Below are 26141 nucleotides of genomic sequence, written 5' to 3' on the forward strand. Positions count from 1 at the left end.
TATTAAAATTTAAAGTTGTAAGATATGCTTGGTAAAATTCCGAAGATAGATAAACGCCTAGCTTCGTTGTTGCCTGTGTCCTCGTTGGTGGTAAACCTAATAGAAGTAGCGTTTTTGCGGTTGTATAAATTGTAAATGCTAAACATCCAAGAGCTTTGCCAGCCTTTCTTTTTATTAGGTTTTGGGGTGTAAGTGGCGGCAATGTCTAGGTGATGATAGGTAGGGAGCTTATTTTCATTACGGTTGGCATAATTTGGAATATGCAAATCGGCAAATTCGTAATATCCATTAGGAAAGGTTACTGGCTGTCCTGATTGTAGTGCAAAATTAGCACTAAACGCCCATTTTTTGTTAAGTGTGTAGCTTGTCATAATGCTTACATCGTGTAGTTTATCGTATGGTGAAAGGTACCATTCTCCGTTAGCAATACCGGGTTCGTTTGGTGTATTGCCTTTTGTTTTTTGTTCTGCACGAGATAAGGTATAGGCAATCCAACCGGTTAATTTTCCTGTATTTTTACGTAATAATAGTTCCATTCCGTAGGCCCTTGCTTTTCCGTTAAGGATAACACGTTCTATATTGTTGTTAGCAAGTAAGTCTGCGCCATCAATATAATCTATTCTATTTTGTACGTTTTTGTAGAAGAATTCGGTTTCTAACGAATATTTTTTGTCTGAAAAATTTCTAAAATAACCTATTGCATATTGGTCGAGTAATTGTGGTTTGATAAAAGGCCCGCTGGGAGTCCAGATATTCATAGGCATAGGAGATTGTGTATTGGAAAGCAAATGTAAGTATTGCGCCATCCTGTTGTAGCTAGCTTTAAGGGATTGATTTTCATTAAAGGCATAGGAAAGGGAAACTCTAGGTTCTAAATGATTAAAGGAAGAAATCTGTTCGCCTTTTTTATAAAAATTGGAACCTGTAGGTGTTGCTTCTTCATAAATGTGATAAGTAGGGTTGTAAACCACAGGCTGATTGTTGAGGTAAGTGGCTACTTCTTGTGCGCCAAAACGGTAGAAAGCGCTGTAACGTAAACCATACCTTAGGTTTAATTTTTCGCTTAGTGTATGTTCAACATCTAGGTATAAAGATGGTTCAAGTGCGTATTTTTTATCTAATTGTTTATAATTAAATTGAGAATCGGTATTTTCTGGTTTTAGGGTTCCCGGATTAAAATCGTAATAGGTGGCTGCCAAACCGTAGTTAAGTTGTATGTTGTCAGACAGGAAGTGTTTCCAGTTATAAGTTAATCCGTAGCTTTTTATGGCATTATCCCATTCAAAATTTTGATCGGTTAATTTTAAACTGAAGGTGTAATCACTGTAAAATACGGCTAAAGTGGTATTTATATTATCAGAAAATCGATGTTTCCAGCTTAAGCTCCCCATAGTGTTTCCGTAAATAGTGTGGAAAAAATTGCTAAGGTCAAAAACATCATTACCAAAATAGCCAGAAAAATGTAAGCTGTTGTTTTCGTTAAGTTTATAGTTTAGCTTGGTGTTAATGTCGTAAAATTTCGCCGAATTTTTATTGTCAGACAGTTTTAAAAATAAGTGAGCGTATGAAGTACGTCCCGCAATACTAAAGGAACTTTTTTCTTTTTGTATAGGTCCTTCTAGCATGAGTCTGCTAGATATTAGTCCGATACCTCCATTAGCATGAAAGTTTTGATAATCTCCTGTTTGTTGCTTTACATCGAGCACAGAGGAAACTCTACCGCCAAACTGAGCAGGGATTCCGCCTTTATATAAATCTAAGCTATGGATAGCGTCGGCATTAAAAACAGAAAAGAAACCAAACATGTGCGAATCGTTATAAATGGGAGCGCCGTCTAATAAAATTAGATTTTGGTCAGAGGCTCCTCCGCGAACATTAAAACCAGACGACATCTCTCCTGCGCTAGTAACTCCTGGGAGGCTAAGAAGCGATTTTAACGGGTCTGCTTCTCCTAAGGCAACGGGTATTTTTTTTATATCTTCTGCTGTTAGGCTGTTGGTGCTCATTTGTGGTTTTTTAATATCTACCGCTTTGTGGTTTTGTGTAATAACTACCTCGTCTAAGGTTTGGTTATCAGCTTGCATTGTTAAGTTTAGGTTTTTATTACCTGTTAATGCTATTTGCTGTTCTAAATTTTTAAAACCTAAATAACTAATTATAAGATTGTAATTTCCTCTAGGAAGGCGAATTGAGAAGTAACCATTTTGGTCTGAAACACTTCCTTTAGCAAGTTCTTTTATATAGATATTAGCCCCTATTAATGGAGTATTGGCGTCATCTAATATTTTTCCAGAGAGCAAGTATTCTTCTTGGCTTTGTTTTTTTAGAATAATATTATTCCCAATAATGGTATGTTGTAATGAATGATTTTTATTAAGTATTGTTAAAAATTTATCGACAGGTATGGTGTTGTAGGTAATGTCATTTTTTAATTTCTGATTTACGTCTACTCCTTGATTGTAAGCAAATTTATAATTTGTTTGACTTTCAACTTCTTGGAATAATTGTTTTAGGGTTGCTGTTTTATTTAAGGAAACTGTAATTTCTTGCGAAAGTGTACTTAAACTAAATATTAAAAAGCAATAAGTGATATACTTCATAAAATTTGTTTTTATCGTTTTATATTAAGAGGGTGTTTATTATTTTTTGAGACTGAAAACAATCTCTTTTTCATTAGGTTTAATTTTATAATCTAGGTTATGTATTTCTGCAATAATGGCAGTAATTGTAGTAAGTTGCTCTTTTTTATAAATTTTGATTGTGGTTTTTTCTGTTGTTAGGTTTTGGGGGATTTTAACTTTATAATTGAAATTTTTTTGTATAAAGTTGCTAACTACACTTAGTGGTTCATTATCGAAGTTTTTAAATAATTCAAACGGTTTTATAATAGGGTTTTCTGTATTGTAAACAAACTTTTCTCCTGGCTCGAGTAACCAGTTGCGCTTATTCCCTTCAATATTCATTTGTACTTTTCCTTCATAGAGTTCAACAACAATAGCATTACCTGGATTTCTTTTTATGGAAAACTCTGTGCCTAAAACAGTTGTTGTTGTATTAGCGTAACGAACACTAAAAGGATAATCTTTGTTTTTAGCGATGCTAAAAAAAGCTTCTCCGTAAAGGGTTGTTGCTCTGTTTTTTGTAAAATTTTCGGAAAATGTAAGTTTTGCATTAGGTTGTAATATAACTACAGAATTATCGGGGAGCTTAACTTCTTTTATTGTTTTAGAAGGGTTTTCTATAACGTTTAAGTGCTTTGTAATTAAATTTTCTTGTGATATTGTTTGGTGTGTTCTCAAAACACCTACACTAATTAAAATAAGCAAAACGGCTGCAGCAGAATAGTACCACAGTACTTTCTTTTTTCTTGTTTGTTTAAAAGTTTTATGAGCAAAATTTTCCCAGGAAACTTCTGTTTTTTGAGGAGTTGCATCTGCGTGAGGTTTACTCCAAATATCCTTTAATACTTTATCAACCTTATTATCTTTCATAAATGCTATTTATATTCTTTTACAAACAGTCCTTGAGTAGAAAAAAGCCCATGTACAACTTCGGTAATGTCTCTATTCACTTCTATTTTGTAAAGTGTTTTATTTTCTTGAATGTCTATATAAATAAGCGCATCGGCTATATTTATTCTAAGCATACTTAAAAGGTAGTCTGCTTTATTGCTATCGGTTATAGTAGCACCAAAAACTTTAATGTTCATTGTTTGCTTTTTTAGATAACAAACAAGGTTTTAAAAGTTCCTAAGTTTTTACGACTTTTTTTTGAAGAAATTTATTAGCAAGGTAAATATGGTTTGCAATTGTTTTTTTAGATAAACCTGTATGCTCCATTATTTCTTGGTAAGTGTATTGTTCTACTTTATGTAATACATATATTTTTTGTTGCTGTTCGGGGAGTTGTTTTATAAGGTTAAAAAACTCCTGTTTTCTATGTTCTAATAGCGTTTGAGTGTTGGCATCATCTTCATCTTCAAAAGTATTGTAGTGGTTGTTTAGCGGGATTACTTTTTGCTCTCGTTTTAGATGGTTTATAATATTGTTTTTGCAGATACTATATAATTGTTTGTCAAAAAGTACATCTGTTTTTAATAAGTGTTTGTTTTGGTACAATTTCAAGAAAGTTTCTTGAGCAAAATCGTCTGGGGAAAGAAATTTGAAATTAAACTTTTTAGCCGAAAGGATTAATTTAGGGTAGTAAAGAAGATAAGCTTTTTTAAAAGCTTTTTGATTTCCTTTTTTAAGTTTTTCGATAAACTTTTTGTTTTCCATGGCTAAGTTTAGGGTTGCTATAATAACTGTAGTAACTAAAAAATGTTACATAAGGTTAAAACTAAATTTAAATAGGTAACGAAGATAATTTATTCTATCCACTCGGTTTAATTTTAAGATTCCCATACATCACAAAGAAACGACATTTCGTCCCAATACTTATAAATAAAGGGTAATCTGCTATTTCTCTATATATTTTTGAGGCTGTAAAATTATTTTTTAAAACAAATTTATATGAAAAACATGCAATGTTCCTTTTGGTATTTTTTGATGATGGTTTTATTTTTTTTACTCACAGGATGCCAAAAAGATAAACTCCCCGAGGTGAAAAACAGTAAACATTATGAGCTTAGCTCAACCAACACTAAAAGTAGGTATAATATTTTTATCGCTTATCCTGAAAATTATCAATCAGATAAATTCTATAATGTAATTTACATGTTAGATGGTGACGATTATTTTGAGGAGGCTGCAAATGCCCTGCGTAAAACTTCTCACAACAACATCGTTTTAGTAGGTGTAGGTTATAATAGTAAAAATAAACGTGGTAGAGATTATTCTTACCCAAACGATGCAGATTTTAAAGGAAGTTCGGGCGGAGCTAAAAAGTTTTTAAAATTCCTTACGGAAGAATTAACCCCTTTTCTTACCAATCAAATAGGTTTACAACATCAAGAAAGTATCCTTTATGGGCATTCTTTGGGCGGATATTTTGCGTTATATACCATGTTTCAGCAATCGCAAAATCATTTTTTTGATGCTTTTATAGCGGTGAGTCCTAACCTTATGTGGGCAGATGCTTATTTATTTAAATTGGAGGAAAGCTATTTTCAGACCACAAATATACTGCCTAAAAAACTTTACTTAAGTGTAGGTGATTTAGAAGGGGTTTCCCAAAACCTTTTTTATCAAGCTTTTTATAGAAAATTAGAAGATCGAGAATACGCTCAGTTTGATTTTTATGCAGAACGCTTGTCTAATACAACACACCGTAATACACCAATAAGAGCATTTAAAAACTTTTTAGATAACATTTAATCATGAAACAGTTAAAATTGATAATCATAGGGCTAAGTTTATTAGGTTACGTTGCTAGTGCCCAGAATAATACAAACGAAATAATTACATGGAAGTTGGAGCTTCTTACTACCTACGATTTTTTAAATACAAGTTACGGTACCAATAATGGTTTTATAGCAAAAGGAAAGTATAGCTTATATCATTCAAAGCATTTTTCTTTTTATACAGGAATAATGCACCAAAATAGTTACATTAACGAACGCAAAAATAAATTTACCAAACATACAAGAGGCTATACCACCGATGTAGGTTTATATGCTCTGACCGAAATAGTTTATTACCCTTTTAGGCAAAGAAAATTTTTTATGAGCATAGAACCTTTTGTTGGAGCAACCCATTTAAAATCTAAAGGTTCTTTAAAAATTCCTAGGTATGAAGTTTCTGAAACCTACAAAAACACTTACGTGTACTTTAACTACGGAATGTCAAATAGCTTAGGTTGTCGTTTTGGTAAATTTTCTGTGCAGTTAAGTTTATGGAGTTCTTTTAAAGGTTTTTTGGATAAAGGTAGGTTTAGACCAGGCGATTTTGATTCTCGTATTTTTGCCGCTTTAGGTGTAGGTTATTCATTTTAGCCCATATTATTAAAAGCTTTTTTAAAAGCTTCAAATTTACTTCTAGATACCGGTATTTCGATATCGGTATGATAGAAGTTTAAACGATAATTTCTGGCATTTCCAGTAGCCGAGGTTATGTTTCTTAGGTTAACTAAATACGACCGATGTGTTCTAATACAATGCTTATCTTGAGCAAGAGCGTCTTCCAATTGTTGGATGTTAATTCGGTATGGTGTACGTTTATAGCTCGAAGTGGTTTTTACAAAAATGTCGGTGTAATTTCCTTCGGCTTTAGCAAATAAAAAGTTTGCTAAATCTATCACAAGAACTTCATTTTTATTATTGGTTTCTATTTTTAATGTATTGTTTTTTGGGAAGTCTTGTTGTTTTAAATTTGCTTCTAATTGTTTGTTGTATAAAGAAACTTCTTTTAAATTTTGCTTTAAAAGTATAGTGTAATTAAACCAAATAATAATTGCTGTTGGGAGGCTTCCTATGCCTGCCGCATAGGTAAAAGCATTTACAAATTGTTGAAAAAAGTTATAATCGGTAGTTCTTTTACTAATTATAAAAGCTACAATGTTGTTAAAAATAGCGATGGTGAATAAAAGTATAATAATGGTAATAAACTCTTTTCCTACCGTCCAAGTTTCTTTTGTTTTTGTGTTTAAAAAAAACCTTGTACCAATTTCTGTAATTAGTAAAGTACTTAGAAAGGTTGATAAACCTGCAAATATACAAACCGCCTGTTTGGAAAAGTTAAAGTTTGTGGTAACAAGAACATCGTTTATACTAATAAGGTTAAGCAAGTAAATAAAAACCCCTAGCAGAAAAGCAACAATAAAATTGCGTATAGGGGAAAATAAAAATGGATAAGGTTGTTTGATAAATTTATGCAGTAGCATAGCTTGATTATTTATAAACAAAGGTAGTTATTTAACTTAAAAAAATGGTTCTGTAAATATTATTAGGCTGTGTACTCTTCAATAATAATTTGTAATAAAACTACATGTTTTGGGTAATAGTTAGTGTTCTGTAATAAAGTTGTTGTATAGGTTTAGTAAGAAAAAACTATAGTTATTTTCGGTTTTTTCGGAGTAACCAGAGTTTAGAATATCGCATAAAAATAGAGTAGGAGCGAATAAAAGCAATATTTAAGCCTACAACACCATCTCTAAAACCAGCTTGTATAAAGTAGTGTTTTATAAAGCCCCAAAACGGTTTTACTATAAAATGGAAAGCGGTGAGTTTACCTGTTTTTTTATCGTAATCTTTTGCTTGGCACCATGCGTATCTATTCATTTTTTCAAGATAACGATCCATAGTGATATAAGTATTGTGGTAAAGTTTGTTTTCTAATTTTCCTACTTTACCATCAGCAATAATTTCTTCGTGTACATAAATATCTTGATAGTTGCATTTGTCGCGTTTAAAAAGTCTAATTACTTTATCGTTTCGCCATCCGCTATAATGTACAACTTCTCCCATAAAGTGATTTTTTCTGCCAATCCAATAAGCAACTATATCTTTTGGAGGGTTTTTAAGAAGTGTTTGGATCTCCTTTTTTAGCTCAGGAGTAACACGTTCATCAGCATCAACTAGCAGAATCCATTGGTGAGAGGCTTGTGGGATTGTCCAGTTTTTTTGCGAAGCATGATAATCAAACTTACGCTGTAAAACACGGTCGGCCTTTTCTAATGCTTTTTCGTACGTGCCATCGGTACTAAAACTATCAACTACCAAAATTTCATCGGCAAAACCTACAGAGGCAATAACTTCTTCTATGTTATGAATTTCATTTCCTGTAGGTATGATGGCAGTAAGTTTTTCCAAAAAAAAAGTTTTTAATAATAGATTTAACAACAAAAATAGATAAGATATTTAAAATTATCTACGTTAAGCATGCTAAATCTTAATAATTAGCATTGAAATCTCATTAGTGTAGATTCAGGAATTTTAAAAGGTTGCTTTTTCTTTTAAAAAATTTATTTTAAAGTTAAAAATATTTATTTTTGTTTTCTTTAGGTAGAAAAAATAGGTTTGGATAAAAAAACATCAATTTCTGTTATTATCAGTACATATAATGCTGAGGAGTGGTTAAAAAAGGTACTTATTGGGTATCAGGTGCAAACCTATACTGATTTTGAATTGGTAATAGCCGATGATGGTTCTTCTAATGCCACTTTTGAGCTGATAGCAGAGATGCGTAAACAAGTTAACTATCCAATTCAACACGTTTGGCAAGAAGATGATGGGTTTCAGAAATCTAGAATTCTTAATAAAGCTATTATTGCCTCAAAGTCTGATTACCTCTTGATGAGTGATGGCGACTGTATCCCGCGAAAAGATTTTATTGAAACACATATTGCTTACCGAGAAAGAGGTTATTTTTTATCGGGAGGTTATTTTATGTTACCTATGGATATTTCTAAGGCAATTACGGTAGAAGATATTAAAACACAGCGATGTTTTGATGTTAATTGGCTTAGGGATAAAGGGCTTAAAAAATCGTTTAAAAACAAAAAGTTAACCGCTAAAGGTGTACAAAAAAAACTCCTTAATAAGCTTACCCCTACCAATGCAAGTTGGAATGGGCACAATGCCAGTGGCTGGAAAGCTGATATTTTAAAGGTAAATGGTTTTGATGAGCGCATGCAATATGGCGGTCAGGATAGAGAATTAGGAGAACGCCTTTTTAACGCCGGAATTAAATCTAAACAAATACGATATTCTGCCGTTTGTGTACATTTAGATCATCCTAGAGGTTATAAAACGCCAGAATCTATTGCTAAAAATATAGCGATTAGAGAAGCTACAAAAAATAATAAACTTGATTATACTCCTTACGGAATAGAAAAAAACATTAAGTAAGTTGTTTTTCTACAAAGGTTAAAAGCTTTTTTTGTATTAAGTTAGGTGTGAATTTTTGATATAATAGTTGCGTATTTTCCTTTAGCTCTTTTCGGTTAGAAGATTCGTAATCTTCAGGATAAAAATCCTCTAGATGCACTACTTCATGATTTTCTTGGTTTTTTGTTCCCCAAGCTTTGGTAGTTATCCAGGGAGAAAAAATAGCAAAAGTAGGAATATCCAAAGCTTTACTCATGTTTATCAGTCCGCCCTCATTTCCAATACTCATGCTGCAAAAAGAAGTTAAGGTTATAAAGTCGCGTAGGTTTTTAGCGTAATAAGGGTTAATAAGTTTTTGAGTATTGCTATTACACAATTCTATTAACCGATTAACTTCGGCTTGTTGAGCAGGAATATAATTAAATAAAAATTTCACATTTTTAAATGTGTTAGCAATGCTGTCTAGCAATTTAGCAAGGTAAGCTAGGGGATATGTTTTGTTTGTACTACTTCCTAAGATACTAACCATGATATGTGGTTGTTCATTATAATTTATACCATGATTAATACAAATTTGTTTTGTTTTTTCTTGTTCTTCCGTGGTAAGGTATATTTTTGGTTTTAAGCTATAATCTATAGGTACAGATAAGGGTTCAAGAAATTGTAGTCTATTTTCGTAAGAGAGCTGCGTGTGGTATAAACTCTTAGTTCTGTATTTTATAGTCTTGCTGTATGCCCATTGGGTGTACCATTTGTAGATACCAAATTTGGCTTTATTCCCGATTAAAAAGGATAAAAGTGCTGTGTTTATTTTAGAATAGACATCAATTATGAGGTCGTACTTTTCTGCTTTAAGTTGTTTAGAAAGTAAGAAAATAGTATCTCGGTTAAGTTTTTCTACAGAAATGGCTTTATCTATAGCGGGATGATTTTCAATAACGGGGAGCGTACGTTTTTCTACTAAGTAATGTAGCGTAATGTTAGGGTAATTATGTTTAAGACTATCTAAAATAATGGTAGATGTAAGTACATCGCCAATCATTTTTATTTGAATGATTAAACATTTTTTCATATTTCTAAGTCGAAATGGTTAATTACAGAAGCTCCTTGAGGGATATTGGGAAGTGTTATATACTCACCAATTATTTTGTTATACTCGTTGGGTATAAACTCAGAGCGTCCATCGGCGGGATAAAATGTTAACTCTCCAAAAATAATAGTGTTTTTTATAGAGTATAAATCTACTCGTACAAACGGAAAATTGGCAGCTAATTTCTCTGCTAATTGTTGCATTAGCTTAAAATTTCTGGGAGGATTTATTGGTTTTTGAATGGTTTTTTCTAACGGGACATCTCTAAAAGGAAGTTTGTTAAAATCCATATCGAAAAATGAGGATTGATGATTTTCCTGCCTATCTATATGAACTTCTACAAACTTAGCTTTTCCGTTAAAACAGAAAAATTTATAATCACGAAGCGATTCATTAGTTAATTCAGATAAAAATTTTTCTACAATAAATCTTGGTTTCACATCTTTATAGGCCCATTCAAGCCCACCTCGATAATATTGATTTTTTCTGTACCACTTATTTAAAAGTAATTTAGCTTTTGTTTTGTTTAATTTAGATTTGTCTGGTGCTATTATATTAAAACCACAGCCATGTACACCTTTTATCACAAATTGATTTGGAAGCTTATCGAAATTAATATCCGAAGGTTTGTTATACAGGCCAATTAAATCGTTAAGGTATTCTTCTCCAATAGTTTTTTTAACATAAGCTCTAACTTCATATTTATCTACCAATTGATTTAATATAGGCGGATGAAAGTAAGTTTTTAGCCATTGTATTTTTTCATTAAACTCTTGTGGATTTTTTAAGTTTAAATCCTTATTTGTATAATATTTATAATAAGCGGGGATGTAAATTTCTTGTGGTAGAAACTTCAATTTTTTTATAAAGCCATTATATAATTTACTTAATTTCATATTATACAGCTACATCGTAAGTTCTTAATGCATCGTTTAATGAGGTTTTCTTGTCGGTACTTTCTTTACGTTTTCCGATAATCAAAGCACAAGGTACCTGAAATTCTCCTGCAGGAAACTGCTTGGTATAACTACCAGGAATTACTACAGATCGTGCAGGAACAATACCTTTCATTTCTACGGGTTCATCACCTGTAACATCAATAATTTTTGTAGAAGCAGTAAGCACTACATTGGCGCCTAAAACCGCTTCCTTTTCAACCCTTACTCCTTCAACAACAATGCTTCTAGAGCCAAGGAAAGCGTTGTCTTCTATAATAACAGGAGCGGCTTGTAAAGGTTCTAATACCCCGCCAATACCAACACCACCAGATAAATGAACATTTTTGCCAATCTGCGCACAGCTTCCTACGGTAGCCCAAGTGTCAACCATAGTACCTTCATCTACATAAGCGCCTATGTTTACATAGCTAGGCATCATAATTACACCTTTCGAGATGTATGCTCCATGGCGAGCTACCGCATTTGGTACTACACGGATACCTTTTTCTTGATAGCCTTTTTTTAAAGGCATTTTATCATGATATTCAAAAATTCCAGCTTCTAAAGTTTCCATTTTTTGGATAGGGAAGTATAGTACAACGGCTTTTTTTACCCATTCGTTTACTTGCCAACCTTCTGCGGTAGGCTCGGCACAACGTAAATCTCCAGAATCGATAAGATTTATAACAGCCCTGATGCTTTCTTGTGTTTTTTCCTCTTTTAATAAATCTCGGTTATCCCAAGCGTTTAGTATAGTTTCTTTAAGTGAATTCATGCTGAAAAATTTGTGTAAATATAAGGCTTCTTTACAAATATTATAACAATAGTCTAATAAGTGTTACCTTTGCAGAAAATATTTAGATGGCACGAATCTTAGCAATAGATTACGGAACAAAACGTACAGGAATTGCAGTAACCGACCCCATGCAACTTATTGCTTCGGGATTGACTACGGTGGAAACCCCAAAGCTGATAAAATTTTTGACAGATTATTTTACGGAAGAAAAAGTGAGCTTGGTTTTGGTAGGAGAACCTAAACAAAAAGACGGAACCCCGTCGCAAAGCGAACCTGCTATTCAAATATTTTTAAAAGAATTTAAAGAGAAATTCCCCGCAATGGAAGTAAAACGAGTAGATGAACGTTATACCTCCAAAATGGCAACGCAAACCATGTTGGACAGTGGTCTTAAAAAGAAAAAACGACAAAATAAAGCTTTAGTTGATGAGATAAGCGCAACCATAATTCTACAATCTTATCTCTATTAAAATAAATATAAACTTATACCATAATGATATTACCCATAGTAGCTTACGGTGACCCCGTTTTAAAAAAGAAAGGAGAAGAAATTCCTGAAAACTACCCAGAATTACCTACATTAATCGAAAATATGTTCGAAACAATGTATGGAGCTTACGGTGTAGGGCTTGCAGCACCACAAGTAGGTTTAGCTATTAGAATGTTTGTGATAGATCCAGCACCATTTGCTGAAGATGAAAGTATCTCGGAAGAAGAAAAAAACACTTTACTGAACTTAAAAAAAGTATTCATCAATCCACAAATTACAGAAGAAACTGGGGAGGAATGGGCTTTTAATGAAGGTTGTTTAAGCATCCCAGATGTACGCGAAGATGTAAAACGAAAGCCTACGATAAGTATTACCTATCAAGATGAAAACTTCAATACGCACACCGAAGAATATTCTGGTTTAGCGGCACGTGTAATCCAGCATGAATATGACCATATAGAAGGTATTTTATTTACCGATAAACTCTCACCTTTTAAAAGGCGTTTGGTTAAACGTAAGTTAGAAAACATTAGTAAGGGAAAAATACGCACAGAATACCGCATGCGTTTCCCTAAACTTAAAAAAACTAAATAATATTGCAAAAATCAAGTATAGATAAGATATTTGCGACAATGATATTAAAAACAAATTAATGAGTTTACAAAAAATATTATCCATTTCAGGAAAACCAGGTTTATATGAACTTAAAGCACAAACCCGTGGAGGTTTTGTAGCAGAGTCTTTAGCAGATAAGAAAAAAATATCGGTAAACGTCCGTCATAATGTAAGTATGCTTAGCGAAATAGCTATTTACACACATACAGAAGAAGTGCCTTTGGCCGAAGTATTTCAGAAATTAGCCGATAAAGAAGAAGGAAAAGAGAGCTTAAGTCATAAATCTTCCGCAAACGAGTTAACAACACATTTTAAAGAGGTGTTACCAGATTTTGATGAAGGACGCGTATATGCAAGTGATATTAAAAAAGTTTACCAATGGTATAATATTTTGGTAAATGCAGGAGTAAATACTTTTGTAGAAGAAACACCAGCAACAGAAGAAAAACCTACAGAAGAATAATTTTTTTGCTAAGCGAACTAATTAACTAAACAAAACCTCAGTACATTGCTGAGGTTTTATAATTTTTACTCGTTGCCTAAACTTAAAATAAAATGAAAAACAGAGAAGCACAATTAAAAGCATTTGGTAGATTGTTAGACATTATGGACGATTTACGTGAAAAATGCCCTTGGGATCGTAAACAAACCCTGCAGAGCTTACGTCAATTAACCATCGAAGAAACCTACGAGTTAGGCGATGCTATTCTCGATAACGATTTAGAAGAGGTAAAGAAAGAGCTTGGCGATATATTATTACATATTGTTTTTTATGCAAAAATAGGGAGCGAGAAAAATGCTTTTGATATTGCCGATGTTACCAATGCGATTTGCGAAAAACTCATTACCAGACATCCACATATTTATGGCGATGTAAAAGCCGATAATGAAGAGGAGGTAAAGAAAAATTGGGAGAAAATAAAGCTAAAAGAAGGAAATAAAAATGTGCTTCAAGGCGTACCAAAATCATTACCTGCTTTGGTAAAAGCAACCCGAATTCAGGAAAAAGTTGCAGGAGTTGGCTTTGATTGGGAAAACCCCGAAGAAGTTTTCGAAAAAGTACAGGAAGAATTGGCAGAGTTTCAAGAGGAAATAACCGCCGAAAATACGCTAGCTATGGAAGCAGAATTTGGTGATGTACTTTTTTCTTTAATTAATTACGCAAGGTTTTTAAAAATTAATCCAGAAAATGCTTTAGAGCAAACCAATAAGAAATTTATTAAACGCTTTACGTACATCGAAACCAAAGCAAAAGAACTAAACAAAAGTATTACAACATTAAGTATTGCCGAAATGAATGCTTTTTGGGAAGAAGCAAAAAATAAGCAATAAAACAGTTTTTTTAATTAAGAAAAAAAGCTATCGCTACATTAACGCAGTGATAGCCTTTTTTATTTTAAAAACGTAATGTTTAGCAATCACTTAAATAAACTTTAACCGCCAAGCCTCCTTCTGAAGTTTCTTTGTACTTAGAATTCATATCTTTAGCAGTTTCCCACATGGTTTCTATAACTTTATCTAACGGAACTTTAGCTTTGCTAGCGTCAGATGCTAGGGCAATTTCTGCTGCGTTAATAGCCTTGATGGCTCCCATGGCGTTTCGTTCTATACAAGGTATTTGTACAAGTCCAGCAACAGGATCGCAGGTGAGTCCTAGGTGATGTTCCATGGCAATTTCACTCGCCATAAGTACTTGTTCTGGAGTTCCACCCATAAGCTCGGTAAGTGCTCCAGCGGCCATTGCCGACGAAACCCCGATTTCAGCTTGGCATCCGCCCATTGCTGCCGAGATTGTAGCCCCTTTTTTAAATAGGCTTCCTATTTCGCCTGCTACAAGCATAAATTGCTTAATTTCTTTAAAACTAGCTTGATGGTTCTCGATGGTTAAATAATACATTAAAACAGCAGGAACGGTTCCAGAACTACCATTAGTAGGTGCGGTAACAACTCGCCCTAGCGATGCGTTTACTTCGTTTACACTAATGGCATAGGTGCTTACCCATTTTAGAATTTGACGGAATTTCACTTCGGTATTTCTAATGCTATTTATCCATTCATCATGAGAATTGTAGGTTTGGTCTCCAATAAGATTTTGGTGCATTTCGTAAGCTCGGCGTTTTACATTTAGCCCTCCAGGGAGTGTGCCTTCTGTATGGCAGCCAATATACATAGACTCTAACATTACTTCCCAAACTTGTTTTATTTGCGCGTCTATTTCTTTATCGGTGCGTATAGAGCGTTCATTTTCTAAAACAATTTCTGAAATTATTTTATTTTCAGTTTTACAAAAATCGAGTAATTCGGTTGCTTTACTAATTTGATAAGGGAAATTGTCTATGTTTTCCTCTACATTATTAATATCTTGGGTTTCTTCTTTTACAATAAAACCACCGCCAATAGAGTAGAATTTGGCGCTTTTTTGCGTTTCATTGCTTAAAGTGGCAGTAAACTTCATTCCGTTTGGATGAAATTCTAAAAAATTCTTATTGAAGTTAATTTGCTCTTCAAAAGAAAAATCGATTATTTTTTCTCCGTTAAGGTTTAATTGATTCTTGTTTTTTATGGTTTCAATAGTAGGATCTAAAAGAGTTAAATCCATAGTTACGGGGTCGTATCCAGATAGTCCTAGCAAACAAGCAATATCTGATGCATGACCTTTTCCTGTAAGTGATAACGATCCGTATAAATCTATAGTTATCGTTTTAATTTCATCAAATACATTGGCAGATTTTAGTTCTGTAATCCAGCTTTGCGCTGCACGCCATGGACCAAGTGTGTGCGAACTCGATGGTCCTACGCCTACTTTTAGCATGTCGAAAATACTAATGCATTCAATTTTTTTCATAAATAATGTTTTTTACAAAAATGAGAGTTTTTTTCGAATAAAAAAGTTTTCGGTTAATTATTTGCTATGTTTTTGTTAATTAAGTTTTTATAAAACATAAATGACAACCTGTCAGGTTTATGTACATGGCATAGAGATTGACAAGTATATACCGAATTTAAACTTTTAAAAAACAATTTAACACAGATATTATGAGCAAAATAATTGGAATAGACTTAGGTACCACCAACTCTTGTGTAGCAGTGATGGAAGGTAACGAGCCTACGGTTATCCCAAATGCCGAAGGTAAACGTACAACTCCTTCTGTAATTGCCTTTGTAGAAGGTGGCGAAATTAAGGTTGGTGACCCGGCAAAAAGACAAGCGGTTACAAACCCTCAGAAAACAATAGCTTCTATTAAACGCTTTATGGGTAATAAATATTCAGAATCTGAACGAGAGGCTGGAAGAGTTGCTTATAAAGTAGTAAAAGGCGATAACGATACCCCAAGAGTAGATATTGATGGGCGTTTGTATACCCCACAAGAATTATCGGCAATGACGCTTCAAAAAATGAAAAAAACTGCCGAAGATTACTTGGGGCAAGATGTAACAGAGGCGGTAATTACCGTACCTGCTTATTTTAACGATTCTCAGCGTCAGGCTACTAAAGAAGCTGGAGAAATTGCAGGATTAAAAGTGCGTCGTATTATTAATGAGCCTACAGCAGCAGCATTGGCTTATGGATTAGATAAAAAAGGACAAGATCAGAAAATAGTGGTATTTGATTTTGGTGGAGGTACACACGATGTTTCTATCCTAGAGTTAGGAGATGGTGTTTTTGAAGTATTATCTACCGATGGGGATACACACTTAGGAGGTGATGATGTAGATGAGAAAATAATCGATTGGTTAGCCGATGAGTTTAAAAGTGAAGAAGATATAGATTTACGTAAAGACCCAATGGCTTTACAACGTCTAAAAGAAGCAGCAGAAAAAGCAAAAATAGAGTTATCTTCTTCTACACAGACAGAAATTAACTTACCGTATATTACCGCAACAGCTAGTGGCCCAAAACACTTGGTAAGAACTTTAACACGTGCCAAATTCGAGCAATTAATTGCAGATTTAGTAGAGCGTACCATTATACCTTGCCAAAAAGCATTAAAAGATGCAGGACTTTCTAATAGTGATATCGATGAGGTAATTTTAGTAGGAGGTTCTACACGTATTCCTGCAGTACAGGAAGCCGTAGAGAAATTTTTTGGTAAAAAACCAAGTAAAGGAGTAAACCCAGATGAGGTTGTAGCTGTTGGAGCGGCTATCCAAGGAGGAGTATTAACAGGAGATGTGAAGGATGTACTGTTATTAGATGTAACGCCACTTTCTTTAGGAATAGAAACTATGGGAGGGGTAAATACTAAGCTAATCGAATCTAATACAACAATTCCTACTAAAAAATCGCAAGTATTCTCTACCGCAGCCGACAACCAACCGTCTGTTGAAATCCATGTGCTTCAAGGAGAACGCCCAATGGCAGCCGATAACAAAACAATTGGTCGTTTCCATTTAGATGGTATCCCGCCAGCACCAAGAGGAACTCCTCAAATTGAAGTTACTTTTGATATTGATGCTAACGGAATTATCAATGTAAGTGCTACCGATAAAGCAACAGGGAAATCTCAGGATATTAGAATTGAAGCTTCATCAGGATTAACAGAAGAGGAAATCCAAAAAATGAAACAAGAAGCAGAAGCTAATGCCGAAGCTGATAAAACAGCTAAAGAAAAAGTTGAAAAACTAAACGAGGCTGATGCTATGATTTTCCAAACAGAAAAGCAACTTAAAGAGTTTGGTGATAAACTTAGCGATGATAAGAAAAAGCCAATTGAAGAAGCTTTAACTGAGTTAAAAACAGCTTATGCTACGAAAGAAGTAGAGAAAGTTACCCCAGCTTTAGATAAATTAAACGAAGTTTGGAAAACTGCCTCAGAGGAAATGTACAAGGCACAAGCCGAAGCACAACAAGCAGGAGGAGCTGCGCCAGGAGGTGATGCTCAGCAAGCTTCAGGGAATAATGCTAAGAGTGGGGACGATGTAGAAGATGTAGATTTTGAAGAAGTGAAGTAATTACGATTAATATCGATTACTAGAATTATAGTAAAAAGCAGTAAACTAAGTGTTTACTGCTTTTTTTTTGTTGACATGTCTAATCGTTTATACATGTGTTTTTAGTGTTTTCAACGTTGTAATCAATTTATGATTTGAAGGAATTATACTAAATTCTTTTGAAGAATTTAAAATTCAAATTATAGTGATGACGGTTATTAAATAGTTTAAATTCAATAGAAACATCAATAATTTAAAAGTTGATATTGCTTAAATGTACAACGGGTATTTAGATACTAAACTTGCGTTAGCAGCAATAAACAAAAAGTCCAATAATTTTATCAAGTTTTTTTAAACATCATAACGCAACTTTATTTTACTATAAACATCTAATAGGTATGAAAGAGTTTTTAAGCTGGCTTAAAAACAAGTTGAGTAAAGTTAAGTTATAAATAGCTGGAGTGTTGTAAAAGATGCTTCAGCTTTTTTTATAATCATAATGGGAAGTTCTTCGGAATTATATATTTTTGTATTCAAATCGATGTATATAAAATATAATGAGCCAGAAATTACTACTCAGTGCCCGAGAAATAGATATTATCCTTCATCGTTTGGCATGTCAGCTTATCGAGAAGCATGACGATTTTTCTCAAAGTGTATTAATAGGAATCCAGCCTAGGGGTGTATTTTTGGCACATCGAATAAAAGAGAAATTAGAAAAAGATTACCAAATTCCATCCATAAACTTAGGGCAATTAGACATTACGTTTTATCGAGATGATTTTAGACGTAGTCAAGAGCCATTACATGCAAATGCAACCAATATAGATTTTATAGTAGAAGATAAACATGTAATTTTTATAGACGATGTATTGTACACGGGGCGTAGTATTAGATCTGCATTAACCGCAATACAATCTTTTGGAAGGCCAAAAACCATCGAGCTACTTACTTTGATAGATAGACGCTTTAGTAGGCATTTACCCATACAACCTAATTATAACGGTAGGAAAGTAGATGCTATTAATAACGAGCGCGTCATTGTAAATTGGGAAGAAAATAACGGGGAAGATAGTGTATACCTTATAAATAAAGAATCAAGTATATGAGTACATTAAGTGTAAATCACTTATTAGGGATAAAATACCTTAAAGAAGAAGATATTCGATTAATATTCGAAACGGCCGATAAATTTAAAGAAGTTATCAATAGACCTATAAAAAAAGTGCCTTCGCTTAGAGATGTAACCATTGCTAATTTATTTTTTGAAAACAGTACACGTACCAAATTATCTTTCGAGCTTGCAGAAAAACGTTTAAGTGCAGATGTGGTTAATTTTTCTGCCGCTTCTTCTTCTGTAAAAAAAGGAGAAACGCTTATCGATACCGTAAATAACATTTTGGCAATGAAAGTAGATATGGTGGTGATGAGACACCCCAATCCAGGAGCCGGAATTTTTCTTTCAAAGCATATAGGTGCAAGTATCGTAAATGCAGGAGACGGTACCCACGAGCATCCTACCCAAGCATTATTAGATAGTTATTCTATACGAGAAAAACTAGGCGATGTTACAGGAAAAAAAGTGGTAATAGTAGGGGATATTTTGCATAGCCGTGTGGCATTAAGTAATATTTATGCGTTAAAATTACTAGGCGCAGAAGTAAAGGTTTGTGGACCCAAAACATTATTGCCAAAATATATAGAGCAATTAGGCGTAGAAGTAGAACTGAACTTAGATAAAGCCTTAGCTTGGTGCGATGTAGCTAATATGTTACGCGTACAAAACGAACGTATGGAAATTAGTTATTTTCCTTCAACTAGAGAGTATGTACAGCAATATGGCGTATCTAAACAACGTTTAGCACAACTAGATAAAGAAATTGTAATCATGCATCCAGGACCAATCAATAGAGGGGTAGAAATTACGAGCGATGTTGCCGACTCTAAGCATGCCATTATATTAAATCAGGTAGAAAACGGCGTAGCTATACGTATGGCAGTTATCTATTTATTAGCTTCAAAATTAAAATAAATCTATTTTTAGAAATGAATATTATTACAAAAGAAAACTATTCGATTATAGTAGGCGAAGATGAAAATATAGAAATTCTCTTTCAGGCTATTAGCGATGCTTATAAAGAAGTAGAAGCTGGAAATATAATTATTGATTTACAAAAAAACGAGCAAATTACAATAGATAACTTGCTTCTTTTTCAAGAATTAGCCAATAAACATAGAGCAGCCAAACATTCTTTTGTAATTATAAATAATTCGTTGCTACTAGAAGATATCCCAGAAGAGCTTATTGTAGTTCCTACGCTTTTAGAAGCCGAAGATATTATCCAAATGGAAGATATAGAGCGCGATTTAGACGTTTTTTAATTAGATTATGGAAGTAGCAATATTAGGCTGTTATGCCGCAACACCTACTACATCGCACAGGCCTACTTCGCAAGTTCTATCAATAGGAAACCATTTGTTTTTAATAGATTGCGGCGAAGGAACACAGACTCAGCTGAGGCGGCAAAAAATTAAATTTTCTAGGATAAAACATATCTTTATCTCTCACCTACATGGCGATCATTTTTACGGGTTAATCGGATTAATAGCTACATTTGGGTTGTTAGACAGGAAAACGCCTTTGCATATCTATGGACCAAAGGGAATAAAAGAAATAATAACTTTACAACTTAAGCTGAGTAAATCATGGACAGGTTTTCCATTGTATTTTCATGAGTTAGAACAAAAAACACCGGAAATTATATTCCAAGACGATAAAGTTAGCGTAGAAACAATTCCGTTAGACCATCGTGTTTACACCAACGGATTTCTGTTTAAAGAAGCCTTAGGTGATCGGAAATTACTTATCGATAAAGTTGATGAATATCAAATAGATGTTGCTTATTATAAAAGCATAAAAAAAGGAAAAGATGTTCCCGATAACAACGGAAATCTTATCGCAAACAAACTGCTTACAGCACCGCCACCACCGCCTAAAAGTTATGCTTTTTGTAGCGATACTGCCTTTAAACCAGAACTAGCAACACAGCTAAAAAACACCAGTGTATTATACCATGAAGCTACTTTTTTAGAAAGGCATAAACACCTATGCGAAAAAACCAAGCATACAACCGCAAAACAAGCAGCAACTTTAGCAAAAATGGCAGCGGTAAAAAAACTTATATTAGGACATTACTCTACCAGGTACGGAAGTATAGAAGTGTTTAAACAAGAAGCAGAACAAGTTTTTCCGGAAGTTTTATTGGCAGAAGACGGGAAAAAATTTAAGTTTGATTAAAGAAATGTAAACTTTCCTAGATTGTTTTTTCCTTAACCTAGATTCTTGTAAATTGCAGTATGGAAAAAAACTTAGAAAACTACCGAAAAAACTATCAACGGGCAAGTTTAGAGGAAGATAAACTAGCAAAAAATCCCATAGAAACTTTTCAGGATTGGTTTCAGAATGCCGAAAAATGCGATGCCATTGAGGAAGTAAATGCAATGACGTTAAGCACTATAGGTTTAGATGGTTTTCCTAAAAATAGAGTGGTTTTACTTAAACGAATCACCAATTTAGGTTTTGTTTTTTACACCAATTATCAAAGCGAAAAAGGAAAAGCAATCGCTAACAATAAACATGTTTGCTTATCTTTTTTTTGGCCAGCTTTAGAGCAGCAAATTATTATTAAAGGCGTTGCCGAAAAAATATCAGAAACAGAGTCGGATGCGTATTTTAATAGCAGACCTATCGGAAGCCGTTTAGGAGCAATGGCATCTAATCAAAGTCAACCAATAGCTAGCCGTAATGTTTTGGAAGAGAAATTAATTACACTACAGGAAACGTTTAAAGATGAACCTATTGTTCGTCCAAAACATTGGGGAGGGTATTTGGTGAAAACAAAAACTGTAGAGTTTTGGCAAGGTAGGCCAAACCGACTACATGATAGAATTTTATACACTAAAAATGAAAAGGGAGTGTGGAATATTACACGCTTAGCTCCATAATAAAAATTTTAAAAGCATAACATACAGCATAATTTTATAGAAATGAAAAGACTCATTCTTGTTAGGCATGGAAAATCGTCATGGGCAGATCCTGCATTAAAAGATATTGATAGACCTCTAAAAAAGCGAGGTTTCACAGATGCAGAATTAATTATAAAAGCCTTTAATGCAGAAAAAATTTCTGAAGAAGCCTACCAGGTATATACAAGTCCTGCAAAACGAGCGCTTACAACAGCTAAATTGTTTAGCGATACCTTAGCCAGAACTCCTAAAGATTTTAATGTGTTATCAAACCTATATACTTTTAATACGCAGGAGTTGTTACACGTAATTTATACTTTAGAAGAAAAAAGTAACGCCTGCATGCTTTTTGGGCACAACCCTGCAATTACAGAGGTTGCAAACTTATTAGGAAATAAAGAAATAGCCAATATACCAACCACAGGACTTATTGTGATAGAAGCAGATGTGAAATCATGGGCAAGTTTTGCTGAAGGGAAAACAACTTTGAAACTATTTCCTAAAATGTTTAAATAAAACTTAGATGAAAAAAAGTAAAAACCAATACATTAACAGGGAAATTAGTTGGCTTCAGTTTAATGCACGTGTATTGCAAGAAGCAGCAGATACTTCTGTACCGCTAATCGAACGTTTTAGGTTCTTGGGGATTTTTTCCAACAATTTAGATGAGTTTTTCAAAGTGCGTTATGCTACGGTAAAACGAATAGACCAAGCCGGTAAAGCCGGTAAAAAGGTATTGGGCGGAATAAAAGCAAGTAAGCTTCTTAAAGAAATTACACAAAAAGTTATCGAACTACAAACTGAGAGCCTGAAAATATTAGAAGATATACAAGAAGAATTAAAAGCGCATAAAATTTTTATTGTAAATGAAACAGAAATTCTTCCGCATCAAATAGAGTTTGTTCACGATTATTTTTTACAAAAAGTTTCCCCAGCATTAGTAACCTTGTTGTTAGATGATCTAGACGAAATACCAAGGTTAAAAGATAGCGCAGCATACTTAGCTGTAAGAATGAAGCTAAAAGCCACAGAAAATAAAGAAGCTCGTATAAAATATATTTTGATAGAAATACCACGAGGTATAAATCGTTTTGTAGAAATACCAAGCGATGGAGATAACCGTTATATCATCATTTTGGACGATTTGATTCGTTATAACCTAAAGAGCTTGTTTAATATTTTTGATTATGATGAAATCTCTGCACATATGATAAAAATAACACGTGATGCAGAATTGGATATGGAAGGTGATTTAAGTAAAAGCTATATCGATAAAATACTTTCCAGTATAAAAGATAGGGTAGAAGGGCAGCCCGTGCGTTTTGTTTATGATAAAACAATAGCAAAAGATACCTTAAACTTTTTGCTAACAAAAATGGAAATAGACGATTCTGATAGTATTATCCCAGGAGGAAGATACCATAACCGTCGTGATTATATGAAATTCCCTAGCTTGCAAAAAGATTTGCTATACTCAAAATATCAAGCATTACCAATTGTAGGTTTAAATATTCAAGAAAGTATCTTTAATAGAATTACAGAAAAAGATTTTCTGCAATACACACCTTATCATACTTTTTCTTATACCGTAAAGTTTTTACGAGAAGCCGCTTTAGATCCCGCAGTAAAATTTATAAAAATAACCATTTATCGATTAGCAGAATTTTCGCACATCGCAAGCTCACTGATTAATGCCGTAAAAAACGGAAAACAAGTAACGGTTGCCATAGAGCTTCGCGCTCGTTTTGATGAGGCAAACAACATTCGTTATGCCGAACAAATGCAGCGAGAGGGGGTACGCTTAATATTTGGTGTTCCTGGGCTTAAAGTACATTGTAAAGCTTGTGTGATAGAACGTTTAGAAGAAGGGAAAATTAAGCGTTATGGCTTTGTAAGTACAGGAAACTTTAATGAAAATACCGCAAAAATTTATACCGATTATACCTTGTTTACTGCCAATCAGCAAATTTTAAAGGATGTAGATAAAGTGTTTGATTTTTTCGATATGAATTATAAGGTGAATAAATACAAACACCTTATTGTATCACCACATTATTCTAGAAAAACATTTGTACAGCTTATTGATACCGAGATAAAAAATGCAAAAGAAGGAAAACCTAGTGGAATAAAACTAAAGCTTAACAGTTTGTCTGATTATGGGATGATAGATAAACTATACGAAGCCAGTAGAGCAGGTGTGAAAATACAACTTATTGTACGCGGAATATGCTCTTTGATACCAGGAGTCGAGGGAATGAGCAAAAACATAGAAGCCATTAGTATTGTAGATAAATATTTAGAACATCCACGTTTATATATTTTTGAGAATGGAGGAAACCCTAAATATTACATATCTTCGGCAGATTGGATGACTCGAAACTTAGATCATCGGGTAGAAATATCTTGTCCTATATATCAAGAAGATATACAACAAGAATTGTTAGATACTTTTATGATATGCTGGAACGATAACGTAAAAGCACGCGATTTTTTTGGGAATAAAAATACATACCGAACCAACAGTAAACCAAAAAATAGAAGCCAATTTGCTACATACAATTATTACTTAGAAAAATTAGCCAACCAACATAAAACTTAAAATTTATACGTGTTAAAAATAAAAAAATACGCAGCTATAGATATAGGCTCTAATGCCATACGTTTATTAATATCTACCATTACAGAACCAGAGGGTAAAACGCCAACTTTTAAGAAAACCTCTTTAGTTCGTGTACCAATACGTTTGGGAGAAGATGTTTTTGTTACAGGAAAAATTTCAGAAAAAAATAAACAGCGGGTGTTAGATAGTTTAAAAGCTTATCAACTATTAATGCGTACCTACCAAATAGAAAAATATAAAGCTTGTGCTACTTCTGCTATGCGTGATGCCGAAAATGGAGAAGCTCTGGCTAAAGAGATTTACCAAACCACGGGGATAGAAATTGAAATTATAGATGGAAAGCACGAAGCCGCCATTATTGCAGCAACAGATTTACATAACCTTATACAAGACGATAAAACATACCTTTATGTAGATGTGGGCGGAGGTAGCACAGAGTTCACTTTGTTTTCTAAAGGGAAAAATATAACCTCAAAATCGTTTAAATTAGGTACGGTACGTTTACTTAATAACTTGGTAAATGATAAATTGTGGGATGAAGTACAAACCTGGATTAAAAAAGTAACCAAACCTTATAGTTATATAGCCCTGATAGGAAGTGGAGGAAATATTAATAATATATTTAAATCTAGTGGAAAAAAGGCAGGCAAACCACTTTCTTATCTTTATTTAAGCTCTTATTATCAATTGCTCAACTCATTAACTTACGAAGAGCGAATCTCTCAGTTAAATCTTAACGAAGATCGTGCAGATGTAATTATCCCTGCAACTAAAATATATTTGTCGGCAATGAAATGGAGTAGAGCACGCTCTGTTTATGTTCCAAAAATAGGTCTTGCAGACGGAATTATAAAATCTTTATACAATGAAGGATTAGAAGAAAACGAATAACGACGTAACTTAATTTTCGTTAGGTGTTATCAGAATTTTCCTTGTTATATTTTTCTGCAAAAATAGCAACAACAATAAGCTGGAAAATATGATACAGCATAATAGGAGTAAGAAATAACCCCATACTCGCTTGCCCGCTAAACATTACTTTTGCCATAGCAGAACCATGCACTAAAGATTTTTTTGTACCACAAAATTTTGCGGTAATCTGATCTTCCTCAGAGAAACCTAACTTTTTAGAAAGCATAGAAATAAGAAAGTAGATACCAAAAAATAGCCAACCAACAATAAGCAGAAAGATTAGAATACTTTTTATTGAAAATTGCTCGAATATATTAGCGTTAAACGATAAGCTAAAACTATTGTAAACAATAAGTATAATACTCATTTTGTCAATCAAACTTAATTTAGTTCTGTATTTGTTTACAAAAACCTCTAGCGGATGCCGTAATAGAAACCCTAGAATAAGAGGAATTATAATTTGTAGAAAAAGTTTGATAAGAACTTCAGAAAAACTAAAATCTGTTTGCCCTTTTAAGAAAAAACTCATGTAAAAAGGCGTAAGAAAAATTCCTAAAATTCCAGAAATACTGGCATTAAATATAGCTGCAGGAATATTGCCTTTAGCAATAGAAACCATAACAACAGAAGAGGAAACCGTAGAGGGTAAACAGGCTAAAAAGAAAAAAGCTAACCAAACTTCTGGCGTTAAAAATAGATTTGAAAAGGGTTGAATAACGAATATTGTTAACGGAAAAACAAAAAAGGTAAAGCTTTGTATAAGTACATGTAATTTATTGTTTTGCATGCCTCTTTTTAGTTCATCTACCGAGAGTTTTAATCCATAAAAAAAGAAAATAAACCCAATGCCTATATCTGTGATGGTATTAAGCGGAATATAACTCCCTAGATTTGGAAAAAAATAGGAAAAAATTATGGTTAAAATTAGTGCGCCAACAAATAGGTTTGCTTTCATACC

27 protein-coding genes are annotated in these 26141 nt (G+C 33.5%); 16 read left to right on the top strand and 11 right to left on the bottom strand.

The genetic code is table 11. The features are described from left to right. Positions 1–2 precede the first annotated feature (2 nt). From GGR32_RS09065 to GGR32_RS09080, 4 genes are read right to left on the bottom strand one after another with little or no spacing between them, the layout of a single operon-like run. Positions 3–2600, bottom strand: coding sequence for a TonB-dependent receptor (locus tag GGR32_RS09065; protein ID WP_183477883.1), 2598 nt, complete (start codon positions 2598–2600; stop codon positions 3–5). Positions 2601–2639: 39 nt separating this feature from the next. Further along, positions 2640–3491 carry a FecR family protein gene (locus tag GGR32_RS09070; protein ID WP_183477884.1) on the bottom strand — a complete coding sequence of 284 codons (852 nt, stop codon included), beginning with the start codon at positions 3489–3491 and terminating at the stop codon, positions 2640–2642. A gap of 5 nt (positions 3492–3496) precedes the next feature. Then, on the bottom strand, positions 3497–3709 hold the full coding sequence (locus tag GGR32_RS09075; RefSeq protein WP_183477885.1) for a hypothetical protein: 213 nt from the start codon (positions 3707–3709) through the stop codon (positions 3497–3499). Between the two features lie 40 nt (positions 3710–3749). After that, the gene (locus tag GGR32_RS09080) at positions 3750–4277 is read right to left on the bottom strand and encodes an RNA polymerase sigma factor (protein ID WP_183477886.1); all 528 of its coding nucleotides are present in this window, start codon (positions 4275–4277) and stop codon (positions 3750–3752) included. A gap of 234 nt (positions 4278–4511) precedes the next feature. Between GGR32_RS09080 and GGR32_RS09085 the strand changes: the two genes are divergently transcribed. Then, on the top strand, positions 4512–5315 hold the full coding sequence (locus GGR32_RS09085; protein WP_183477887.1) for an alpha/beta hydrolase: 804 nt from the start codon (positions 4512–4514) through the stop codon (positions 5313–5315). A gap of 2 nt (positions 5316–5317) precedes the next feature. After that, positions 5318–5932, top strand: a complete 615-nt coding sequence (locus GGR32_RS09090) for a hypothetical protein (RefSeq protein WP_183477888.1) — start codon at positions 5318–5320, stop codon at positions 5930–5932. On the opposite strand, the gene GGR32_RS09095 is transcribed toward GGR32_RS09090, so the two are convergent. Next, a complete protein-coding gene (locus GGR32_RS09095) occupies positions 5929–6819 on the bottom strand; it encodes a LytTR family transcriptional regulator DNA-binding domain-containing protein (protein WP_183477889.1) in 891 nt (296 codons plus the stop codon). The genes GGR32_RS09090 and GGR32_RS09095 overlap by 4 nt on opposite strands. A 172-nt stretch (positions 6820–6991) precedes the next feature. Further along, entirely contained in the window at positions 6992–7747 is a 756-nt protein-coding gene (locus tag GGR32_RS09100) for a glycosyltransferase family 2 protein (protein WP_183477890.1), read from the bottom strand. A gap of 207 nt (positions 7748–7954) precedes the next feature. On the opposite strand from GGR32_RS09100, the gene GGR32_RS09105 reads away from it, so the two are divergent. Further along, a complete protein-coding gene (locus tag GGR32_RS09105) occupies positions 7955–8785 on the top strand; it encodes a glycosyltransferase family 2 protein (RefSeq protein ID WP_183477891.1) in 831 nt (276 codons plus the stop codon). On the opposite strand, the gene GGR32_RS09110 is transcribed toward GGR32_RS09105, so the two are convergent. The 3 genes from GGR32_RS09110 to GGR32_RS09120 are packed head-to-tail and all read right to left on the bottom strand — an operon-like array spanning position 8778 to position 11567. After that, positions 8778–9836, bottom strand: coding sequence for a glycosyltransferase family 9 protein (locus GGR32_RS09110; RefSeq protein ID WP_183477892.1), 1059 nt, complete (start codon positions 9834–9836; stop codon positions 8778–8780). The genes GGR32_RS09105 and GGR32_RS09110 overlap by 8 nt on opposite strands. Then, positions 9833–10711, bottom strand: coding sequence for an ATP-grasp fold amidoligase family protein (locus tag GGR32_RS09115; RefSeq protein WP_246415190.1), 879 nt, complete (start codon positions 10709–10711; stop codon positions 9833–9835). Before GGR32_RS09115 ends, GGR32_RS09110 begins: the two co-directional genes overlap by 4 nt. Before the next feature lie 40 nt (positions 10712–10751). Further along, entirely contained in the window at positions 10752–11567 is an 816-nt protein-coding gene (locus GGR32_RS09120; RefSeq protein WP_183477894.1) for a 2,3,4,5-tetrahydropyridine-2,6-dicarboxylate N-succinyltransferase, read from the bottom strand. An 86-nt stretch (positions 11568–11653) separates the two neighbouring features. Between GGR32_RS09120 and ruvX the strand changes: the two genes are divergently transcribed. From ruvX to mazG, 4 genes are all read left to right on the top strand, one after another. Next, the gene (gene ruvX, locus GGR32_RS09125; protein WP_183477895.1) at positions 11654–12058 is read left to right on the top strand and encodes a Holliday junction resolvase RuvX; all 405 of its coding nucleotides are present in this window, start codon (positions 11654–11656) and stop codon (positions 12056–12058) included. Positions 12059–12081: 23 nt separating this feature from the next. Further along, positions 12082–12672 (top strand): peptide deformylase, encoded by a 591-nt coding sequence (gene def, locus GGR32_RS09130; protein WP_183477896.1) that lies wholly within the window; start codon positions 12082–12084, stop codon positions 12670–12672. A gap of 58 nt (positions 12673–12730) precedes the next feature. Then, on the top strand, positions 12731–13156 hold the full coding sequence (locus tag GGR32_RS09135) for a DUF5606 family protein (protein WP_183477897.1): 426 nt from the start codon (positions 12731–12733) through the stop codon (positions 13154–13156). Between the two features lie 92 nt (positions 13157–13248). Further along, the gene (mazG, locus tag GGR32_RS09140) at positions 13249–14025 is read left to right on the top strand and encodes a nucleoside triphosphate pyrophosphohydrolase (protein ID WP_183477898.1); all 777 of its coding nucleotides are present in this window, start codon (positions 13249–13251) and stop codon (positions 14023–14025) included. Positions 14026–14104: 79 nt separating this feature from the next. On the opposite strand, the gene GGR32_RS09145 is transcribed toward mazG, so the two are convergent. Further along, positions 14105–15538 (bottom strand): L-serine ammonia-lyase, encoded by a 1434-nt coding sequence (locus tag GGR32_RS09145; RefSeq protein WP_183477899.1) that lies wholly within the window; start codon positions 15536–15538, stop codon positions 14105–14107. A 191-nt stretch (positions 15539–15729) separates the two neighbouring features. Here GGR32_RS09145 and dnaK point away from each other — a divergent pair, with 191 nt between their 5' ends. The 9 genes from dnaK to GGR32_RS09190 all read left to right on the top strand — a co-directional run bounded on the left by dnaK (position 15730) and on the right by GGR32_RS09190 (position 25162). Next, complete coding sequence (dnaK, locus tag GGR32_RS09150) at positions 15730–17646, top strand: molecular chaperone DnaK (RefSeq protein ID WP_183477900.1); 1917 nt, start codon at positions 15730–15732, stop codon at positions 17644–17646. 536 nt (positions 17647–18182) lie between these two features. Beyond that, positions 18183–18734, top strand: coding sequence for a bifunctional pyr operon transcriptional regulator/uracil phosphoribosyltransferase PyrR (gene pyrR, locus GGR32_RS09155; RefSeq protein WP_183477901.1), 552 nt, complete (start codon positions 18183–18185; stop codon positions 18732–18734). Further along, on the top strand, positions 18731–19657 hold the full coding sequence (locus tag GGR32_RS09160) for an aspartate carbamoyltransferase catalytic subunit (protein WP_183477902.1): 927 nt from the start codon (positions 18731–18733) through the stop codon (positions 19655–19657). Before pyrR ends, GGR32_RS09160 begins: the two co-directional genes overlap by 4 nt. A gap of 14 nt (positions 19658–19671) precedes the next feature. Further along, positions 19672–20007 carry a ribonuclease Z gene (locus tag GGR32_RS09165; RefSeq protein ID WP_183477903.1) on the top strand — a complete coding sequence of 112 codons (336 nt, stop codon included), beginning with the start codon at positions 19672–19674 and terminating at the stop codon, positions 20005–20007. A gap of 7 nt (positions 20008–20014) precedes the next feature. After that, entirely contained in the window at positions 20015–20923 is a 909-nt protein-coding gene (locus GGR32_RS09170) for a ribonuclease Z (protein ID WP_183477904.1), read from the top strand. Positions 20924–20982: 59 nt separating this feature from the next. Then, positions 20983–21630: a pyridoxamine 5'-phosphate oxidase gene (gene pdxH, locus GGR32_RS09175; protein WP_183477905.1), complete on the top strand. Its 648-nt coding sequence runs from the start codon at positions 20983–20985 to the stop codon at positions 21628–21630. A gap of 42 nt (positions 21631–21672) precedes the next feature. Next, positions 21673–22167: a SixA phosphatase family protein gene (locus GGR32_RS09180; protein ID WP_183477906.1), complete on the top strand. Its 495-nt coding sequence runs from the start codon at positions 21673–21675 to the stop codon at positions 22165–22167. A 7-nt stretch (positions 22168–22174) separates the two neighbouring features. Continuing rightward, on the top strand, positions 22175–24250 hold the full coding sequence (gene ppk1 / locus GGR32_RS09185) for a polyphosphate kinase 1 (protein ID WP_183477907.1): 2076 nt from the start codon (positions 22175–22177) through the stop codon (positions 24248–24250). 9 nt (positions 24251–24259) lie between these two features. Continuing rightward, complete coding sequence (locus GGR32_RS09190) at positions 24260–25162, top strand: Ppx/GppA phosphatase family protein (protein WP_183477908.1); 903 nt, start codon at positions 24260–24262, stop codon at positions 25160–25162. A 19-nt stretch (positions 25163–25181) separates the two neighbouring features. Here GGR32_RS09190 and GGR32_RS09195 read toward each other — a convergent pair whose 3' ends face one another. Then, positions 25182–26138 (bottom strand): bile acid:sodium symporter family protein, encoded by a 957-nt coding sequence (locus tag GGR32_RS09195; protein WP_183477909.1) that lies wholly within the window; start codon positions 26136–26138, stop codon positions 25182–25184. Positions 26139–26141: the final 3 nt, after the last annotated feature.

It is taken from the genome of Mesonia hippocampi, from assembly GCF_014197445.1.
GTDB lineage: Bacteria > Bacteroidota > Bacteroidia > Flavobacteriales > Flavobacteriaceae > Mesonia > Mesonia hippocampi.

Bases quoted from the DNA above. Each gene is read 5' to 3' on its own strand.
- GGR32_RS09065 (WP_183477883.1), bottom strand. From the start codon at position 2,600: ATGAAGTATATCACTTATTGCTTTTTAATATTTAGTTTAAGTACACTT.
- GGR32_RS09070 (WP_183477884.1), bottom strand. From the start codon at position 3,491: ATGAAAGATAATAAGGTTGATAAAGTATTAAAGGATATTTGGAGTAAA.
- GGR32_RS09075 (WP_183477885.1), bottom strand. From the start codon at position 3,709: ATGAACATTAAAGTTTTTGGTGCTACTATAACCGATAGCAATAAAGCA.
- GGR32_RS09080 (WP_183477886.1), bottom strand. From the start codon at position 4,277: ATGGAAAACAAAAAGTTTATCGAAAAACTTAAAAAAGGAAATCAAAAA.
- GGR32_RS09085 (WP_183477887.1), top strand. From the start codon at position 4,512: ATGAAAAACATGCAATGTTCCTTTTGGTATTTTTTGATGATGGTTTTA.
- GGR32_RS09090 (WP_183477888.1), top strand. From the start codon at position 5,318: ATGAAACAGTTAAAATTGATAATCATAGGGCTAAGTTTATTAGGTTAC.
- GGR32_RS09095 (WP_183477889.1), bottom strand. From the start codon at position 6,819: ATGCTACTGCATAAATTTATCAAACAACCTTATCCATTTTTATTTTCC.
- GGR32_RS09110 (WP_183477892.1), bottom strand. From the start codon at position 9,836: ATGAAAAAATGTTTAATCATTCAAATAAAAATGATTGGCGATGTACTT.
- GGR32_RS09120 (WP_183477894.1), bottom strand. From the start codon at position 11,567: ATGAATTCACTTAAAGAAACTATACTAAACGCTTGGGATAACCGAGAT.
- ruvX (WP_183477895.1), top strand. From the start codon at position 11,654: ATGGCACGAATCTTAGCAATAGATTACGGAACAAAACGTACAGGAATT.
- def (WP_183477896.1), top strand. From the start codon at position 12,082: ATGATATTACCCATAGTAGCTTACGGTGACCCCGTTTTAAAAAAGAAA.
- GGR32_RS09135 (WP_183477897.1), top strand. From the start codon at position 12,731: ATGAGTTTACAAAAAATATTATCCATTTCAGGAAAACCAGGTTTATAT.
- mazG (WP_183477898.1), top strand. From the start codon at position 13,249: ATGAAAAACAGAGAAGCACAATTAAAAGCATTTGGTAGATTGTTAGAC.
- GGR32_RS09145 (WP_183477899.1), bottom strand. From the start codon at position 15,538: ATGAAAAAAATTGAATGCATTAGTATTTTCGACATGCTAAAAGTAGGC.
- dnaK (WP_183477900.1), top strand. From the start codon at position 15,730: ATGAGCAAAATAATTGGAATAGACTTAGGTACCACCAACTCTTGTGTA.
- pyrR (WP_183477901.1), top strand. From the start codon at position 18,183: ATGAGCCAGAAATTACTACTCAGTGCCCGAGAAATAGATATTATCCTT.
- GGR32_RS09160 (WP_183477902.1), top strand. From the start codon at position 18,731: ATGAGTACATTAAGTGTAAATCACTTATTAGGGATAAAATACCTTAAA.
- GGR32_RS09165 (WP_183477903.1), top strand. From the start codon at position 19,672: ATGAATATTATTACAAAAGAAAACTATTCGATTATAGTAGGCGAAGAT.
- GGR32_RS09170 (WP_183477904.1), top strand. From the start codon at position 20,015: ATGGAAGTAGCAATATTAGGCTGTTATGCCGCAACACCTACTACATCG.
- pdxH (WP_183477905.1), top strand. From the start codon at position 20,983: ATGGAAAAAAACTTAGAAAACTACCGAAAAAACTATCAACGGGCAAGT.
- GGR32_RS09180 (WP_183477906.1), top strand. From the start codon at position 21,673: ATGAAAAGACTCATTCTTGTTAGGCATGGAAAATCGTCATGGGCAGAT.
- ppk1 (WP_183477907.1), top strand. From the start codon at position 22,175: ATGAAAAAAAGTAAAAACCAATACATTAACAGGGAAATTAGTTGGCTT.
- GGR32_RS09195 (WP_183477909.1), bottom strand. From the start codon at position 26,138: ATGAAAGCAAACCTATTTGTTGGCGCACTAATTTTAACCATAATTTTT.